General features: G+C 47.0%; 17 protein-coding genes. 6 read left to right on the forward strand and 11 right to left on the reverse strand.

What is annotated here, in order from left to right; translation table 11 throughout:
• Positions 1–56: 56 nt before the first annotated feature.
• Positions 57–1349, forward strand: coding sequence for a sensor histidine kinase (locus N2K84_RS00240; protein WP_282589742.1), 1293 nt, complete (start codon positions 57–59; stop codon positions 1347–1349).
• A gap of 154 nt (positions 1350–1503) precedes the next feature.
• The gene (locus N2K84_RS00245) at positions 1504–2214 is read left to right on the forward strand and encodes a YebC/PmpR family DNA-binding transcriptional regulator (RefSeq protein WP_282589743.1); all 711 of its coding nucleotides are present in this window, start codon (positions 1504–1506) and stop codon (positions 2212–2214) included.
• A gap of 330 nt (positions 2215–2544) precedes the next feature.
• On the opposite strand, the gene nqrF is transcribed toward N2K84_RS00245, so the two are convergent.
• The 6 genes from nqrF to N2K84_RS00275 are packed head-to-tail and all read right to left on the reverse strand — an operon-like array spanning position 2545 to position 8390.
• The gene (gene nqrF / locus N2K84_RS00250; protein WP_282589744.1) at positions 2545–3807 is read right to left on the reverse strand and encodes an NADH:ubiquinone reductase (Na(+)-transporting) subunit F; all 1263 of its coding nucleotides are present in this window, start codon (positions 3805–3807) and stop codon (positions 2545–2547) included.
• Positions 3808–3832: 25 nt separating this feature from the next.
• Positions 3833–4450, reverse strand: a complete 618-nt coding sequence (gene nqrE, locus N2K84_RS00255) for an NADH:ubiquinone reductase (Na(+)-transporting) subunit E (protein ID WP_282589745.1) — start codon at positions 4448–4450, stop codon at positions 3833–3835.
• Positions 4451–4477: 27 nt separating this feature from the next.
• On the reverse strand, positions 4478–5128 hold the full coding sequence (locus N2K84_RS00260) for an NADH:ubiquinone reductase (Na(+)-transporting) subunit D (protein ID WP_282589746.1): 651 nt from the start codon (positions 5126–5128) through the stop codon (positions 4478–4480).
• A gap of 6 nt (positions 5129–5134) precedes the next feature.
• Entirely contained in the window at positions 5135–5830 is a 696-nt protein-coding gene (gene nqrC, locus N2K84_RS00265; protein WP_282589747.1) for an NADH:ubiquinone reductase (Na(+)-transporting) subunit C, read from the reverse strand.
• A gap of 18 nt (positions 5831–5848) precedes the next feature.
• Entirely contained in the window at positions 5849–7009 is a 1161-nt protein-coding gene (locus N2K84_RS00270; RefSeq protein ID WP_282589748.1) for an NADH:ubiquinone reductase (Na(+)-transporting) subunit B, read from the reverse strand.
• 28 nt (positions 7010–7037) lie between these two features.
• A complete protein-coding gene (locus N2K84_RS00275) occupies positions 7038–8390 on the reverse strand; it encodes a Na(+)-translocating NADH-quinone reductase subunit A (RefSeq protein ID WP_282589749.1) in 1353 nt (450 codons plus the stop codon).
• Positions 8391–8590: 200 nt separating this feature from the next.
• Here N2K84_RS00275 and N2K84_RS00280 point away from each other — a divergent pair, with 200 nt between their 5' ends.
• Positions 8591–9880: a type IX secretion system plug protein gene (locus tag N2K84_RS00280; protein WP_282589750.1), complete on the forward strand. Its 1290-nt coding sequence runs from the start codon at positions 8591–8593 to the stop codon at positions 9878–9880.
• On the opposite strand, the gene N2K84_RS00285 is transcribed toward N2K84_RS00280, so the two are convergent.
• Positions 9877–11961 carry a PAS domain-containing sensor histidine kinase gene (locus tag N2K84_RS00285; protein WP_282589751.1) on the reverse strand — a complete coding sequence of 695 codons (2085 nt, stop codon included), beginning with the start codon at positions 11959–11961 and terminating at the stop codon, positions 9877–9879. The two genes, N2K84_RS00280 and N2K84_RS00285, sit on opposite strands and share 4 nt — an antisense overlap.
• 194 nt (positions 11962–12155) lie before the next feature.
• On the opposite strand from N2K84_RS00285, the gene pruA reads away from it, so the two are divergent.
• From pruA to N2K84_RS00300, 3 genes are all read left to right on the forward strand, one after another.
• Positions 12156–13793, forward strand: a complete 1638-nt coding sequence (pruA, locus tag N2K84_RS00290; RefSeq protein ID WP_282589752.1) for an L-glutamate gamma-semialdehyde dehydrogenase — start codon at positions 12156–12158, stop codon at positions 13791–13793.
• Positions 13794–13887: 94 nt separating this feature from the next.
• Positions 13888–14187: an FtsB family cell division protein gene (locus N2K84_RS00295; RefSeq protein WP_282589753.1), complete on the forward strand. Its 300-nt coding sequence runs from the start codon at positions 13888–13890 to the stop codon at positions 14185–14187.
• A gap of 148 nt (positions 14188–14335) precedes the next feature.
• A complete protein-coding gene (locus N2K84_RS00300; protein ID WP_282589754.1) occupies positions 14336–14929 on the forward strand; it encodes a YqgE/AlgH family protein in 594 nt (197 codons plus the stop codon).
• Here the strand turns inward: N2K84_RS00300 and N2K84_RS00305 are convergent.
• From N2K84_RS00305 to N2K84_RS00320, 4 genes are read right to left on the reverse strand one after another with little or no spacing between them, the layout of a single operon-like run.
• Positions 14918–15739, reverse strand: a complete 822-nt coding sequence (locus tag N2K84_RS00305; RefSeq protein ID WP_282589755.1) for an aminotransferase class IV — start codon at positions 15737–15739, stop codon at positions 14918–14920. The genes N2K84_RS00300 and N2K84_RS00305 overlap by 12 nt on opposite strands.
• Before the next feature lie 24 nt (positions 15740–15763).
• Positions 15764–16372 (reverse strand): rhomboid family intramembrane serine protease, encoded by a 609-nt coding sequence (locus N2K84_RS00310; protein WP_282589756.1) that lies wholly within the window; start codon positions 16370–16372, stop codon positions 15764–15766.
• Between the two features lie 5 nt (positions 16373–16377).
• The gene (gene holA / locus N2K84_RS00315) at positions 16378–17376 is read right to left on the reverse strand and encodes a DNA polymerase III subunit delta (RefSeq protein ID WP_282589757.1); all 999 of its coding nucleotides are present in this window, start codon (positions 17374–17376) and stop codon (positions 16378–16380) included.
• A 17-nt stretch (positions 17377–17393) separates the two neighbouring features.
• Entirely contained in the window at positions 17394–18164 is a 771-nt protein-coding gene (locus tag N2K84_RS00320) for an AMP nucleosidase (RefSeq protein ID WP_282589758.1), read from the reverse strand.
• Between the last annotated feature and the right edge of the window lie 221 nt (positions 18165–18385).

An 18385-nucleotide genomic window follows, 5' to 3' on the forward strand; every position in this document is an offset into this window, starting at 1 on the left:
TGACTACTGTCATCTTTGGAAACCCTGATGCTATCGGTTTTGAACAGCGATTGACAATGGCTACCTGTTTGCTGGTATCCGTTGCTTCGTTGTTGACATCGGTGGCCAATTACTACCTGAATCTGACGGGGGTAATGTATGTTACGTTGGCATTGTTTCTTATTTCCGGCATCTTTTACGGAATAGCGCGCTATTGGAAACTTAGCAAGGAGCTGGACCTGGCCATTTTGGCAATTGCCCTTGTTTTTGTCAACCTGGCCTGGTTTTTCAATTTTGGATCGCGTGGCCCTATGCTGCAAGTTTTTGTTTCCATTTTTGCGTTTTTCCTTTTCATTTGTGACCAGAAGAAAATCGGGTTGATCATCTCCCTGTTTTTCCTGAATTTACTGGTTTTTTTCCTGGCTGAATACCAGGATCCTGATATAACTGGACGCTACGCCAGCGAGTTGGTGCGGGTAAGTGATGTTTACGTGGGCAGCTTGGTGGCCATGGGATTTATGCTGATTTTTGGACTTTCTGTAAAAAATAATTACCTCAAACAATACCGGCAAGCCCGGCATTCCGATCAGTTGAAATCGGCTTTTTTGGCCAATCTGTCGCACGAAATCCGAACCCCGTTGAATGCGATTGTCGGTTTTTCATCGCTTATTTCCGAACCGGATTGTTATGCCCGGGAGCGCAAAGAATTTCAGGAGATCATCCATGCAAACAGTGATTATCTGCTTCATCTGATTGAAGATATTGTGGATTTGTCAAAACTTGAATCGGGAACACTTACGTTCCATCCACAATTGGTTGACCTGCAGCCCCTGTTTGAAAAGTTGATACAGAACTTTCAACGGCAGCTGGACGGCATGTCAACCAAGGTTGTTATTGGCTTTGAAAATGACCTTTCCGGCAGGCTGGTATTTGTCGATCCCGATCGGTTGGAGCAAATTTTTCGCAATCTGCTTGAAAACGCGGTGAAGTTTACCTCGGTTGGCGGTATTCATTTTGGCTGTAAACTGGTTGAAGGACATCCGGTGTTTTTTGTCAGCGATACCGGTTGTGGGATCCGGAAGGAAAACCTGGAAGCCATTTTTGATCGTTTTGTGAAAATCGATGATGACCCCGTTAGGTTGGTCCGGGGTACAGGCGTTGGCTTATTCTTATGCCGGCAGCTGGTCGAAAAAATGGGCGGCAACATCCGTGTCGAATCCAAATATCTCGAAGGCACTTCCTTTTATTTTTCAGTAGGAAATTCGTTGCCTGCCGAAATCGTTGCCCGGTTCGGGTTCCAATCGGCATCCAAAATTTGTGATCTGGTCAACCAGGGTCACGATCCTGATAAATATTTTTCAGGTAATTAAACTCTCAGTACACAGCAATAAGTAGCTCACTGAACTTAAAAGCGGGGAATACGTCCAAAGCTGTAATTTTTATCTGTTTTACAGCCGCGATTAGGGTAACTATTTTTATTTTTGTGCCATTAAAATTTAGTCATTCATTTAAATTTATTATACCGTGGGAAGAGCATTTGAATATCGCCGGGCCGCCAAAGAAAAACGCTGGGGCCATATGTCGCGGATTTTTCCGAAGTTATCCAGAGCAATTACAATGGCAGCTAAAGAAGGCGGGCAGGATCCGGACATGAATGCCAAGTTGCGGACAGCCATTCAAAATGCCAAAGCCCAAAACATGCCGAAAGACAATATTGATTCGGCAATCAAACGGGCTGCCGGAAAAGATGCCTCGGAATATACCGAGGTGAACTACGAGGGAAAGGGCCCGCATGGGGTGCTGGTGTTTGTGGAATGTGCCACCGATAATACCACCCGTACCGTGGCCAACGTGAAATCGTATTTCAATAAAGTGGGCGGTGGTTTGGTGCCAACCGGTTCGCTCGAATTCATGTTCTCGCGCAAAGCGGTGTTCGAATTCGAGAAAACCGACAAGGTAGATATTGAGGAACTGGAACTGGAGCTGATTGACGCCGGCCTGGAAGAAATTGAGGAAGAAGAAGGCATGGTATATGCCTCGGGCGATTATACCAGCTTTGGCACCCTATCGAAAGCCTTGGAAGATAAAGGCATTGACGTGAAAAAAGCTACCCTGAAACGCATCCCGACCACCCCGGTTGAATTTACCGAAGAACAACTGGAAGACATCGAAAAACTGCTGGATAAAATTGAAGAAGACGACGACGTGCAGCACGTGTTTACCAACATCGCTTAAATCTCTAACGTTCAGATAATATTCACGCCGTTTCCGGAAGGGGACGGCTTTTTTAATGCGGTTTTTTAACAAATTCATAAAAAGATCCCAGATATAATGATTCCGAAAAAAAAAAGAGGCTATCCAAAAAGTCCTATGAGTTTTTTCAGAACTATCATATTGTAAGTCCAGCCCAAGTTCCTGACCCCTAAATCCCCTAGAGGGGACTTTAAGCCTCACCTTTAGGGGAAGTTTGGAGGGGTAAAATGAGGAATGGCTAACAATTTGTAAGCTCACAAAAACCAGAATCTACTTTTAGGACAGCCCCTTTCGGTATAACTGGTTGTTTGTTTAACTTCCAAAGTCGTCGAACAGGACGTTTTCGTTGGGAACGCCCAAATCGTACAGCATTTTTTGGATGGCCGAGTTCATCATCGGCGGGCCACACAGGTAGTAATCAATTTCTTCCGGTTCCTCGTGCTTGCTCAGGTACATATCGTAAATTACCTGGTGGATAAAGCCTTTCGGGCCATCCCAGTTGTCTTCGGGTTGGGGGTCCGACAGGGCCAGGTTAAACTTGAAGTTCGGAAAGTTCTTCTCAATTTCGCGAAATTGTTCGTAGTAGAAAACTTCCCTCCACGAACGTGCACCGTACCAGAAGGTAACGTTCTTCTTGGTTTCTTTCACCGTGTGGAACAGGTGGAACAGGTGCGAACGCATGGGGGCCATCCCGGCGCCACCACCAATAAACATCATCTCGTTATCGTTGTTTTTCAGGAAAAACTCGCCGTAGGGACCAGAAATGGTCACTTTGTCACCCGGTTTGCGCGAGAAAATATAAGAAGAACACACACCGGGGTTCACTTTCTGGAATCCGCCTTTAACACGGTCGAACGGCGGCGTGGCAATACGGATGTTCAGCATGATAATGTTTCCCTCGGCCGGGTGGTTGGCCATCGAGTAAGCCCGGAAGGTTGCTTCTGGGTTTTTCATCTTCAGGTCGAACATATTATACTGTTCCCACTCCGGACGGAACTTTTCGTCGATGTCCATGTCTTTGAAGTCCACGTCGATTTTCGGAACATCAATCTGAATGTACCCTCCTGATTTGAAATCGAGGGTTTCGCCTTTGGGCAGCCTCACCACAAATTCTTTGATATAGGTGGCTACGTTACGGTTCGAAACCACTTCGCATTCCCATTTTTTCACGCCCAGCACTTCCTGGTGGATGTGCAGTTTCATGTCCTCTTTCACCTTTACCTGGCAGGCCAGACGCCAGTTGTTGGCTTGTTCCTTGCGGGTGAAGAAACCGGTTTCGGTGGGCAGAATGGAGCCACCGCCTTCAACAACCTGGCAACGGCACATGCCACAGGTACCACCACCACCGCAGGCCGAAGGCAATAAAATTTTATTGTTCCCCAGTGTGGTGAGCAGCGTGTTGCCCGGGTCTGTTTCCAGATCGAGGTAACCATCGTTAATGTCGATTTTTACAGTTCCTGCCGGGGTAAGTTTTTTCTTGACATACAACAAGATGGAAACCAGCAGGATGATGATCAACAGGAAGATGATCACACTGGTGAGAACAACCGTTGTTTGTGTAGCTAAAAATATCATGGTGATTGAATGTTTTTAATTTCTACTATAATTTGATGCCCATAAAACCCATGAAAGCCAATCCCATAAGGCCGGTCACGATAAAGGTGATCCCCAGTCCGCGCAGAGGCGCGGGAACATGGGAGTACTGAATTTTCTCGCGAATGGCAGCAATACCAACAATGGCGAGAAACCAGCCAATGCCGGAACCCAGCCCGTAAGAAGTGGCTTCGGCAATATTGTTGAACGCTTTTTGCTGCATAAACAGCGAACCACCCAGGATGGCGCAGTTTACCGCAATCAGGGGCAGGAAGATCCCCAGCTGCGTGTACAACACCGGAGCGAATTTTTCAACAATCATTTCCACCAACTGCACCATGGACGCAATTACGGCGATGAACATGATGAAGCTCAAAAAGCTAAGGTCAACATCCGCAAAACCAGCACCCAGCCAGCTCAAAGCCCCTTCTTTTAATACATAGTTTTCGAGCAGGTAGTTTACCGGCAGCGTGATGGCCAGCACAAAGATGACCGCGATGCCAAGTCCGGTAGCCGTCTTTACCGATTTGGAAACAGCCAGGTATGAGCACATCCCAAGGAAGTAGGCAAATACCATGTTTTCAATGAAGATTGACTTGACAAATATATTAATCAGATTTTCCATATCTCGTAGGATTTGTAAGGTTCAAAATTAATCTTCAATCAGTTTCCGGTTTTTACTGCGCTGTACCCAGATAATTACTCCAACGGTAATGAGCGCCATCGGGGGCAGGATCATCATCCCGTTGTTGGAGTAGAATCCGCCATTGACAATGTACCAGCTTTCGGGGATCAGTTTGAAACCGAAAATGCTGCCCGATCCCAGTAGTTCGCGGAAAAAGCCCACGATCACCAGGATAGCGCCATAACCGGCTCCGTTGCCCAGCCCGTCGAGAAACGATGGCCAGGGTTTGTTGCCCAGTGCAAATGCTTCCAAGCGGCCCATCAGGATACAGTTCGTGATAATCAAGCCTACAAAAACTGACAGCTGCTTGCTTACATCGTAAACAAAGGCTTTCAGTACCTGGTCAACCAGGATTACCAAGGCGGCAATAACAACCAACTGCACGATAATGCGGATACGGTTGGGAATCGTATTTCGTAAAAGCGAAATAATCACGTTAGCGAAGGCCAGTACCGCAATTACCGAGATCGACATTACCACGGCCGGCTTCAACTGGGCTGTTACCGCCAGTGCCGAGCAAATACCCAATACCTGAACGGTAATCGGGTTACTGCTGTTCAGCGGGTTGCTCAACAGTCCCAAATTCTTCTTTGAAAATAAAGGTTCTCTATCGCTCATCTTCTTCTATTTTTTCTGGTTGAAAAAAGCTTTATATGCAGTGAGGTCGTCGAAAATCATCTGTTGCAAGCCTTTCGACGTAATGGTACCTCCCGAAATGGCGTCCACCTTGTGTTCGGCTGGCGCCGTCTCATTTGATTTTGCCACGATCACCGATTGGAAAGAGCCATCTTTCCCGAAAATGGTTTTGCCCTTAAACTGGTCCTGAAATACCGTGGTGGATATTTCGGCGCCAAGCCCCGGGGTTTCGCCCTGGTGGTCGAAGGTGGCTCCGTAAATGGTGTTCATGTCGCTTTCCAGGGATACATATCCCCAGATGGGGCCCCACAATCCGGCTCCGTAAAGAGGAAGGATGTACTTCACACTTCCGTCGATTTGGCACTCAAATACAGGCAGTATGCGTTGATCAACTGGTTTGGAGCGTTCTTTTTTCAGATCGACAGAGAAGGCATCTCCGTCGATTTTTTCACCTGAGGCGTTCACAACATACGAGTTGACAATCCGTTCGCTGTAAATCTGCGTGGCACTTTGTGCGTCGGCAACTATGTTTACAGAAGCCAGAATATTCTGCTTTTTCTCAATTTCAATATTCTTCTGCTGGAATGGTTTTAGGTTGATGGCTGCGATTGAAAGAATGGCTGCCACAAAAATCACCATTGCCGAAGCATATATAAAGGTATAAACATTACCGTTCCTGTCCATTTCTATAGTCTTTGTTGGTTAAGCATTTACTTTTGCCCGTTTCAGGCGGCGTTTAATATTTCCTTCCAGCACATAGTGGTCAATCAGCGGTGCAAAGGTGTTCATCAGCAGAATGGCGAGCATCATACCTTCGGGATAAGCCGGGTTGACCACACGGATCAGGATGGCAAAAATACCGATCAGGAAGCCGTAAATCCATTTTCCTTTTTCCGTTTGAGCAGCTGATACCGGGTCGGTGGCCATGAAAATAGCACCGAAGGCAAAGCCCCCAATAATCAGGTGTTGCCAGAAAGGAAGCGCCATATAAACATTGTCGCCGGCAAAAGCATTCAGTAACAAGCCCATCGCTGCACCACCCAAAACAGTGGAAAGCATGATTTTCCAACTGCCAATACCTGTAATCAGCAGGATGACGGCGCCAATTAAAATAGCAACGGTAGAGGTTTCTCCAATCGAGCCCGGAATCAAACCGATGAAGGCATTCCATACGTTGAAGTCAGTATTCCCGGCAGCAGCCATCGCCATGGGGGTAGCCCCGGTAAAACCGTCAACCATCGTTTCCACGCCGGATGCCGAGATCCACACCGCATCGCCCGACATTTGTCCGGGGTAGGCGAAGAACAGGAAGGCACGGGCCACCAGGGCCGGGTTCCAGATGTTCATCCCGGTACCACCGAAAACTTCTTTCCCGAAAATAACGGAAAAGGCTACAGCAATAGCAATCATCCACAACGGGGTATTTACCGGCATCACCAAAGGTATCAGTATCCCGGAAACCAGGAAGCCTTCGTTCACTTCGTGTCCACGAAACTGGGCAAAAATAAATTCGATGCCCAAACCAACCACGTACGATACAATGACGATGGGCAACACTTTCAGCAAGCCAAACAGGAACATGTCCCAGAACCCGGCTGTGCCAAGCTGTCCAAGGGCCCCGAAATGCTGGTAGCCCACGTTATACATGCCAAACAGTAACGCAGGAACCAAAGCAAGTACTACAATACTCATGGTTCGTTTCAGATCGATAAAATCGTGAATGTGTGTTCCTGATTTTGACGTTTCCTTCGAAACGAATGCAAACGTAAAAAAAGCATCATGTGTTGAGTGCAGCCAGTGATACTTGCCACCCTTCTGAACATGAGGTTTCGTTTTTTCAAAAAAGTTTCTTATCGCTTTCATTGAATATCTTTTTAAAGCACTTGTTCGTTTATCCCAATTCTTTTACCATGACATTGATCCCCTCGCGTAAAATATCCTGCACTTTGATTTTGGAGGTACAGGCGTATTCGCACAGGGCGAGATCTTCTTCCACCAACTCGTAAATGCCGAGTTGTTCCATTTTGTCAATATCGTTGGCCAAAATAGCCTTCAGCAGGAACACGGGAAGAATATCCATGGGCAGGTACTTTTCGTACTGGCCGGAAAGTACAAAGGCCCGTTCGCCTCCGTTCATGTTGGCGTTCAGTGTATATTCTTTTTTGGGTAATAAGCTGGACAAGAATGCTTTGCTGGCCGAAAATTTGTTGATACCGGGGTCAGCCCAGCCAATAAATTCATAGTCATCACCTTCGGGGATGACCGTAATTTGCTGGTCGAAGAAGCCCAGGAAGTCGTCCAGGTCAACTTTTGTGCCGGTGAGCACGTTGCCGCTGATGTAACGCTCGTGGGTTTCATGTTTGGTTTTCCCTTTGAGCAGTCCGCAAACTTCGGCGCCATGGATGGTCTTATAATATTTTGGGGATTTCACTTCAGAACCTGTCAGCGCGATGGTTTTAGATAAGTCGAGCATGCCGGTTTCAAACAAGCGACCGATGTAAACAACAGCCTGCGGGGAAACAGTCCAAACAAGGTCGCCTTTGTTTATCGGGGAAACATGGTGAAGTTGGACACCTACGTTACCGGCAGGGTGTGGCCCGGCAAACGTATTGACGGTCACATTTTTCAAGCCCGAAAAAACGCCGTTGGTCTGTTTGGGCGACAAACCCAGAAAGACCGATCCTTCGGTGAGCTTGCTCAAGGCATTGATGCCGGTCTGCAAAGCCGATTTGTCGTTTTGAAAAATAAAATCGTAATCCGGGGCAAGCGGACTTGAGTCGAATCCCGAGACGAAAATATTTTTCGGCTGGTCTGCCGGCTTGGCGGTCGTTCCGTAAGGACGCTGCCTGATGAAAGGCCAGATTCCGCTTTGTAACAACTGCCCGCAAATTTCTTCACGGCTGAGCTTCAGTGGATCGGCTTTCGTAAATGCCTTGAACTCGGCTTTGCCATCGGCTTCAACAACAACTTCTAAAATTTTACGGCGCTCACCACGGTTGACCAGCTTAACGGTTCCGCTAACCGGTGAGGTAAATAAAATTTCAGGATGATATTTGTCGAAAAACAGGGCGTCGCCGGCTTTCACCGGGGCATCAGCCTTCACACTTAATTTTGGAGTTAAGCCAGGAAAATCGGTTGGCTTAAGGGCTACGGTTTTTGGCGCTTCGGCTTTCTCAAGAACAGCCTCGGCAGCTCCTTTCAACCGGATATCCAATCCGCGCTTTAATTTGAAATGCTTTGACATTGTAATCCCTTGTTGTGTTTATGATATAGGCAGGCAAAAGTAAATATTATTAAAAACTTTTCACAATCTTTGTTGCACAAACCGAACGGATTGAAATATTTAAATACATCAACACGTTACATATTCCGAACCCGCTGATGGCCCGCTTTTTTTTGAGGTCCAAAATCAGTAAAAAGTAATGTTATTAAACCCGGTTTTGCATGAAATGTTTGCTTTTTTCTGGATTTTTTCTGCCCATTCTGTTCGTTATTTTTTCATTAAATTCTTTCGCCCAATACGAAAATGAACAGTATTACGGGAATGTCGTTTTCCGGGAAGAAATCAAGTCGGTGCAATTATTCCGCGTCGGGGCGGTATTGAGCCATCCCATCATCACGTTGGGAACAGAGGAGCAGCTGGTGCTGAAATTTGACGATTTGTCGGGCGAACTCAGGAATTACAGCTACACGCTGATTCATTGCGATGCCGACTGGAACGAGTCGTTTGTCATTCAGCAGGAATACCTGGAGGGTTTCGCGGATAATCCGCTGGATGATTTTGCGCGGAGTTTCAACACCATCGTGTCTTATACCAACTACCAGCTTTTGATCCCCAATGACCGTGTGCAGATAAAATATTCGGGAAATTACGCCTTGGTGGTTTTCGAGGATCATGACCGGGAAAAAGTGGTCCTGACCAGGCGGTTTCAGGTTCTGGACCCACGGGTTGAAATCGCCGGACGGGTAAAGCGGGCCACCTTTGACCCGTTCAAGGGCGATAATCAGGAGGTGGATTTTTCCATCTTGCATGAACGGTTGAAAATTGACAACCCCCGTGACGAAATAAAAGTGGTTGTGATGAAAAACCGGCGGTGGGACAATGCCATAACCGGGCTCAAACCGTTGTTTGTAAGGCCCAATGAGTTGGTGTATGATTATCAGCAGGAAAACGTTTTTGCGGGAGGCAACGAATACCGCTATTTCGATGCACGTACTTACCGGCACAATGGTGAAAATATTCTGTCCGTGGAATTTCATCGCCCCTATTATCACCTTACCCTAAATACGGACGAAATCCGTTCCAATAAAAAGTATGCTGAGTACCGCGAAATGAACGGAAATTATGTGGTCGAAAGCCAGGACCGGATCGATGATGCCGATACGGAATGCGACTATGTTTTTGTGCATTTTACCTTGCCAATGGATGCTCCGCTTGTGGGCGGGTCGGTACATGTTTTTGGCGCGCTAACCGATTGGAATGCCAATGGTGGCAATGAAATGAGTTGGAGTTTTGAGCGTGCTGCCTGCGAGCTGACCTTGCTGCTCAAGCAGGGTTATTACAACTATCAGTATGTCTATTTGCCCGACAGGGCAACTGCTGCTGAGGAAAGTGTGCTGGAAGGGAGTCATGTGGAAACGGAAAACGAATATCAAATCCTGGTGTATTACCGCTCCCGGTCGGGAAGATACGATGAGCTCGTGGGGCATCAAATCCTGAATTCACGCAATTAGCGGATCACTTTCAAGGTGCTTTCCCCATCCTCAAAGGGAATGCTGAAATAAAATTTCGAGCCTTTATCCACTTCTGATTCTACCACGATTTTTCCGCCCAACAAGTTGGTGTAATGTTGTGCGATGGCCAGCCCCAGGCCGGTTCCCTCGTACTTGCGGCTCATTTTGTTGTCGATTTGGTGAAAGCGGTCAAAAATGCGGTCCAAATGATGGGGTTCCATGCCAATGCCCGTGTCGTTCACGAAAAAGCGGAGCTTGGTTTTTCCTTCCATTTGGTAGCCAAATTCAACTTCTCCCAAAGAGGTGAATTTGATGGCATTGTCGATCAGTTTTTTCAGGACTTCGGTTAACAGGAATTTGTCGGTGGCCACCCCGAATTTCGGATTGGCATTTTCGTTGTTCAGTTTCAGGCGGATTGGTTTGCTGCTCACCTCCAAACTGTACTCGCGGTACAGTTCCACCATCAGGTCGTTGATCTTGCAAAATCCTTTTTTAGCGATCACCTGCTTGCTTTCAATTTTCGAAATGCTGATCATGTCGTTGATCATCTCCATCAACAGCTTGCCGTTGCTGATGATGATATCGATGAAGCGGTTTTTCTCTTCCAGGTCGAAGTCGGGCGAGCCAATCATGCGCGAAAAACCGATGATGGCATTCATCGGGGTGCGTATTTCGTGTGAAATATTGGCCAGGAAGGCCGATTTCAGCTGATCGGCTTCTTCGGCTTTCAGCTTGGCTTCTTCCAGCCTGATTTCGGCCACTTTGCGTTTGGTGATGTCGCGGGCAATGGAAATGACCGACTGGTCGTCGAGCTTGGCTATCCGCATCTCAAACATGGCGGTGCCTTTTTCCGTTTCCAGCGCATATTCAATAGTTTCAATCGTATCGAACCGGATCGCATTCTGAATGCACTGGAAGATTTTGCGCGACATTTTTTCCGAGAAGCCTACCTCAAAAATAGAGTTGCCGATAATGTCGTCAGCCTTAATCAGGATCAGGTCCGATTCTTTAATGACAAAATCCACATAAATCCCATCCTTATCAATAATAAAAAACAGGTCGGGGATGGCTTCAAGCAGCACTTTGTAGCGTTTGCGGCTTTCCTTTAAACTGATAATGTTGTGTTGTTTCTGGCTGATGTCGTAAAACAGGCAGGCCAGCTGGTCTTTGGCCGGGTGCAGCACATACATTTCCATCCATTTGTTCAGGTGTTCAATATGTAATTCAACCTTTTGTTTTTTTGAATGCAGGAAAAAGTTGTTCCAGTCGAATGATTGCCGGAATACTTTCGGAAAGATAATGTCGGCCTCTATGTTGCGCAATTCCCGCGAGTTGATCCGGAACAGGGTTTCAAAAGCATGGTTTACGCGGAGAACTTGCAAGCTGACCGGATTGTCCATTTCGTCGCGGTTAATTTGCATCAGCATAACTCCTTGGTGGAAATTCCGAAAGGTTTGGGAAAATTGCATTTCCATTTCTGCCACCTTGTTTCTCAGTTCGTGCAGGCTGCTCTCAAAACTCCAGGCCACCAGAAAACTGGCCGCAAATACTGCCGAAAGGACTAGAAAGGGGTTAAATATCAGTTCGTTTCTTTGCCAGATCAGGTTCAGCGCATCCGGCAATCTTCCTGCTTCTGATAAGTGAAAGGCTACGGTGAGCAAGCTGATGCTGTAGAAAAGTGCCAGTTTAAGTTTGGAAGGATTGAACAGTAACAAAAAGACAAATCCGCCCACCAAAGCCCAAAGGCTGTGTTGGAGGGTGCTATGCACCGGCAAAATGGCATAAGGGCGGGCTATGAAGAAAAAGTAAACCGGAAAGGGAATCAAAAAAACGCTGTTGATGGCACAGCCGGGACGGCCGTTGCGCAGGCAATACAGGGCGACCATGAACGTTGCCATTAAGGTAACATCGCCCGGGATGCAGGGGTAGCTGGTATTTCCACTCATGGCTGAGGTGAAGTCAACCAAGCTCAAAATCAAGCCCGTGATGAGGATGAAATGTAATCCCAACGATTTCCACTTTTCCTTTCCGGAGCCCAACTGAAATGTTTTATGCAGGAGTTGTGATATCGAATTTAGCATGAAATGGCCGCTCAGTTAAAATCGGACTAAATATAGTAATTTTTAATTGTTAAAAATCTTTTTTTGGAGCGCTTGGAAACGCAGGTTTTGAAAGCTGATTTTTAACAGGGATTAGGTTTTGGGGATTCTTTAGTTTTGTAGATCAAGGGTTAAGCTTGAATGTAATGTCCTGTTAACTAAATAAATCCAAAATTATGCCCAAAGGAATTTTTAATGTGCCAATTGCAAAAAATGAACCGGTAAAAACCTATGCCCCGGGGACTCCGGAACGGATTGGCCTACAGGCAAAACTTGCCGAACTGAGATCAATGGAAGTGGAATTGCCCATGATTATTGGAGGCCGGGAAGTAACCACCGATCGACGGGTGCGCTTAGCGCCTCCGCACGAAATTAACCATACGCTGGGGTATTACTACCAGGGCGATGCGTCTCATGTTCAAGTTGCCATTGATGCCGCTTTGGAGGCGAAATCCAACTGGGCCAATATGTCCTGGCAACATCGGGCAGCTATCTTTCTGAAAGCTGCCGACTTACTGGCTGGCCCCTATCGCGATAAAATCAATGCGGCCACCATGTTGGGCCAGTCCAAAAATGCGTTCCAGGCCGAAATTGATGCAGCGTGTGAACTCGCCGATTTTTTCCGTTTTGGGGTGAAATGTATGGTCGAAATTTACCGGATGCAGCCCGAATCGGCTCCAGGCTTGTGGAATTATAATGAATACCGTCCGCTCGAAGGGTTTATCTTTGCACTCACTCCGTTTAACTTCACTTCCATCGCCGGTAACCTGCCCGCCGCGCCAGCCATGATGGGGAACGTGGTGGTGTGGAAACCGTCAAAAACTGCAATTTATTCAGCTGCCGTGATTATGGAAATTTTCCAGGAGGCCGGGCTGCCCGATGGGGTCATCAACCTGGTTTATGTGTCGGGACCGGTGGCCGCCGATGTGGTATTCCAACATCCTGAATTTGCCGGAATCCACTTTACCGGCTCTACTGCTGTCTTCCAGGGGATCTGGAAAACAATCGGCGAAAATATTCACCAATATAAATCCTATCCGCGCATCGTGGGCGAAACCGGGGGGAAGGATTTCATCTTTGCCGATCCTACTGCCGATCCGCAAAGTTTGGCCATCGCCATGCTTCGCGGGGCATTCGAGTACCAGGGACAAAAATGCTCTGCAGCTTCCCGTGTGTATGTTCCCGAAAGCATTTGGGACGATGTTCGCGAGCGGTTGGGGCGTGAGCTGGCAGCTGTGAAAATGGGGCCGCCCGAAGACTTTACCAATTTTGTGAATGCCGTGATTGATGAACCTTCATTCGACAAACTGGCCGGCTATATTGAACGGGCAAAGAACGATGCGGATGCCGAAGTGATTTTTGGCGGCAAGTGCGATAAAACGATTGGCTACTTTATCGAGCCAACCGTCATCCAGGCCAAAACACCCGACTATATAACTATGACGGAAGAATTGTTCGGGCCGGTGCTGACGGTGTATGTGTACGACGACGAAAAGATGGATGAAACACTGACAGTGCTGGATCATACCTCCATGTATGCGCTTACGGGTGCTGTTTTCTCTCAGAACCGCTACAACATCGAGAAGATCACCAGGCGACTGGAAAATTCAGCCGGGAACTTTTACATCAACGACAAGCCAACCGGCGCTGTAGTGGGGCAGCAGCCATTTGGCGGCGCACGCGGTTCCGGTACAAACGATAAAGCAGGCTCTGTGTTTAATATGTTGCGCTGGGTTTCTGTACGCACCGTCAAGGAAACTTTTGTTTCGCCCACCAATTACATGTACCCGAACTTTTTACCCGATCAGCAGTAAACTGAAATATTAAGGAAAAAAGGAGATGATTTGTTTCGTCTCCTTTTTTTTTGAAGTCAGATCGCTTACTTTTGCCAGTAAGAAATGATCCGGAATGAAATCAGCGCTGTTTTCCATTTTAAGACATCCAAAGGCTAAATTCGGCATCTTGCTGTTGGTCTTTGCCTTGTGGATTGGCTTTTTTGCCGAACACAACCTGGTGAGGCATTTCCAGGATAAATACAAGCTGAAAAAGCTGCTGGACCAAAAAGAATACCTCCAGGAAAAAATTCATTCCGACCAACGCAAGATCCAGGAACTGCAAACCAACCAGAAAAACCTGGAGAAATTCGCCCGCGAACAGTTCCTGATGAAAAAGGAAAATGAAGATGTTTTTGTGATCGTGGAAGAATAAAGCTCCGTTTCCGGGTTTGATAAACCAGCTTTTCTCCCCGGTCAGCCATTCAAAGATGCTGTATAAACGAAACCGGATACCGATTTTAGTTGTTTCTATTGTTTGATTAGTAGTTGATTTTTTTTAAATTGAACTGAATTTAAAGAATATGAACTTGGATATCAACATATTTAAAATAGAAACCAACCACGTTTCACCCAGCAAGGGGCGCATCCTGATTGCGGAACCTTTCTTGCCCGGGAGCTACTTTAACCGCTCGGTGATCTTGTTGGTAGCCCACAGCGATAAAGGGGCAGTCGGTTTCATTTTAAATAAGAAAGTTGAATATCCGCTGAACGAGATCATCGGCGATTTTCCCGATTTCGATACCGAAGTGTATATTGGCGGTCCGGTCAGTACCGATTCTATTTATTTCATTCATTCACTGGGCGATACCATTCCCGGAAGTATCCATATTAAAGATGATTTGTATTGGGGAGGCGATTTTGATGAACTGAAGCGCCATATCAACCTGGGTATGGTAAAACCCGATCAGGTTCGGTTTTTTCTTGGCTATTCCGGCTGGGATAGCGGTCAACTGGAAGAGGAGCTGAGTGAAAATACCTGGTTGGTGTCCGAAATCGAACCCAGGAATGTTATGGACTGCTCTCCGAAAAATAACATGTGGATTGAACTTGTCCGCGAATTGGGCGGGAAATATTCCATGTGGGAAAACTTCCCCGAAAACCCGTCACTGAACTAACTCACGGTTCAGCGCATCACTGATTATTTTAACCGTTTTGTTGAAGTAGCGCTTCATCCCAAAAGCTTTTACCCAGCGGATGCCTTGCAGATCGTCGGCCAGGAAAACTTCATCGGCCTGTAACAGATCGTCCGGTGAAAGGGAGCTTTCTTCTTGAAAGTTGAGTCCCGTCTTCTGACAAATTTGCCGGACAGCATGCCTGGCGGGGCTGATGAAAACACCGGTTTCCGGCGCCGGGGTGCTGACCGTGTTGTCGTTAATCAGGAACAGGTTGCTGCCGGGCACTTCCAGCAGGCTGCGTTCGGCATTTTGTAAAATCAGTTCGGTAGAAGGAGTTAGGCTGGCGGCCCGTAGTATCTGCCAGTAGTTTTCTGAGCCAAGGCGCAAAGCTGAGAGTGGTGAGTTGGCTTTGCTGATTTTGCCAAAAACACCCAATGTAATCCCGTCCGTGTTCCATGCGTAGCCAGTTTCCGGAATCTCTTCAGTTTTAATCAGGAAACTGGTGTTGCTGTTTTTTTTGAAAAAGCAAACATCGATACGGGCACTTTTAAAAAGCTTGTTTTTTACCAGTGTGCGTTCCAATTGCCGTTTCAATTCTCTGGCCCCGTTTGTCAAAACCTCAGGCACCGGTTGGTTGAGCAGCTGAAATTGCAGGTCGATCAATGCCAGGTGTTCGTCCCAAAACATAAACTGGCTGCGGATGGCGCGAAGAGTTTCCGAAAAAAGCAGGTATTCGAAATCATGTGCCGTGAAGATTTTTTCTTCCTGCCTGAAAAAACGGCCATCGAGCTGGATAAACGGTGAACTCATCGAAAACGGATTTGGCTGCGTATTTTAGATCAGACGGAACAGTTTATCGAGAAAACGCTCCAGAAACTGAAAATTGAGCAAAATGGGAAACACAAAGCCAAAAAGAGCTCCCAAAAAATGGGCATCGTGGGCAATGTTGTCGTTTTGTTTGCGGCTCATGTAGTAGGAATAAACAAGGTACAAAACCGCGAAAACAATTCCGGGAACGGGAATCACCCCGAAAAAATAGATTTTGTCCCACGGTTCGAAAAAGATGGCGGCGAATAGCACTGCCGAAACGGCGCCCGACGCGCCCACCGCGTTGTAATAGTAATTGTTCCGGTGTTTGAAAAGGGCATACCCGTTTGATGCGATCATGCCGCCAAAATACAGGATCAGGAAATAAGCATTGGCCATGCGCCCGAAACTGTATTCAAAATACATTTCGATGGCCCGTCCGAACGATAGTAATACGATCATGTTGACAATCAGGTGTTCCCAGTTGGCATGAACAAAGCCATGCGTGATCATCCGGTGGTATTCTTTCCGGTGGTAAATTTGGCTGGCATTAAACTGGAGCTTCTCCATCAGGTCGGTCCGGTTAAAGGCAGCGATGGAAACGATACTTGTTATGGCAATGATGATGATGGTCATGTCGGTTAGTGTAAAATTCGGTAAATCATTTCTTTCTGAAGGTCGCCGCTGTCGGAGGAAACATTGCCCCATCCCTTGGATTTCATGTCGTATTCGCGCAGGATGGAAATAATTTCAACCACCTTGCGAATAGGGTATTGTTTGGCTGCGGAAACATACGAGCGGACAAAAAACGGACTCACCTGTAAGGCCGAAGCTACGGCATTTTGCGATTTGTCTTCCAAAAAATGGTAGGTTAATATCTTCATAAAAAAGAAATACAAACTGGCCACGGTGCGCGTGAACGGGTTCGAGTTGGGATTGGCCGCAAAATAGTTGATGATTTGGTTTGACTTCAATATGTTCCTTTCCCCCAGCGCGTTTTGCAGCTCGAAGATGTTGTAATCCTTGCTGATCCCGATATTCTTCTCGATGTGGTCGGGCGTGATGCGCGTTTGCCCCGGCAGGCTGATAATGAGCTTGTTTAGTTCGTTGGCTACCTTGCTCAGGTCGGTGCCCAGGTATTCGGCCAGCATGGCCGAGGCTTGCGGCTCGATACTGTACTGGTGGGCTTTCAGATAGCTGTTGATCCAGGCCGGCAGCTGGTTGTCGTAAATCTTTTTCGACTCGAACAGGACGCCGGTTTTCGCCACTTGCTTGGTGAATGTTTTTCGTTTGTCGAGTGTTTTGTATTTATAGCTGAGAACCAGTATCGTCGATTTCAACGGGTTTTTGACATACGGCTCCAGATCTTCGATCTTTTTGATGTTTTGGGCTTCGCGGACGATAACCACCTGGTGGTTGGCCATCATCGGGAAGCGCCTCGCGTAGGTAATGATGGTGTCCACGTCCGTATCTTTGCCATACAAAACATGCTGGTTGAAACCCTTCTCGGCTTCGGTAAGCACATGCTGGGCAATGTACTCCGAGATCTGGTCGATAAAATAACTTTCTTCACCCATCAAAAAATAAACGGGGTGATATATTTTATTTCGCAGGTTGGCAAGAATATCTTCGTAATTCATATCCGGTTTTTCCGTGTTTAAAATTTCAGGTGTTTCACCGATCTTCCGTCCGTTTTTATTTCTATCAGGGCGTCAATCCCGATTTTCAGGTGCAATTCCACAAAATTGGTGGTGACTTTTTTATCGCTGGCCTCTGTTTTTATACCAGTCGAAATCATCGGCTGGTCCGACACCAGCAGCAAGGCGCCAGTAGGAATTTGATTGGCGAAGCCGACGGTGAAAATGGTGGCCGTTTCCATGTCGATGGCCATGGCCCGGGTTTTATAGAGGTATTTTTTGAAACGTTCGTCGTATTCCCATACCCGCTTGTTGGTCGTGTAAACCGTTCCGGTCCAGTAGTCCATTTTATTTTCGCGAATGGCGGTGGAAACGGCCCGTTGCAGGTTAAACGCCGGAAGGGCAGGGATCTCGGGCGGCAGATAATCGTTGGAAGTTCCATCGCTGCGGATGGCAGCAATGGGGAGGATCAGATCGCCCAGTTTGTTTTTTGGTTTCAATCCGCCGCATTTGCCCAAAAAAAGCACGGCTTTGGGCATGATGGCACTGAGCAGGTCCATGATGGTGGCCGCATTGGGGCTTCCCATGCCAAAGTTGATGATAGTCATTCCTTCTGCCGATGCATTGGGCATATTTTTGTCCTCACCAATCACGGGAACATTAAACCGTTCGGCAAACATTTCGACATACAACTGAAAATTGGTCAGCAAAATATATTCACCGAAATCTTCCAGCTTGCGCCCGGTATAGCGCGGAAGCCAGTTGTCAACAATTTCTTTTTTCGTTTTCACGTCGCTAAATCTTAGTTTTTAAAACAGTAAGCCGATATGCCCAAATGGTTGCAACCTGCCATCCGAAAGCGTCTCCTGGTGAAGGTAGGTTTTTAATTTGTCCCTGGGGCAAAAAGCCAACATTCATTTTCCGTGGAATGAAGCATTTTTTTTTGCATTTTTGGACAGCCAGACCAAAACGAAACAGGGTGGCTTACGCAACGAATTTCACAAAAATACAA

This window comes from Gaoshiqia sediminis, assembly GCF_025907915.1.
In the GTDB taxonomy this organism is placed as follows: domain Bacteria; phylum Bacteroidota; class Bacteroidia; order Bacteroidales; family Prolixibacteraceae; genus Gaoshiqia; species Gaoshiqia sediminis.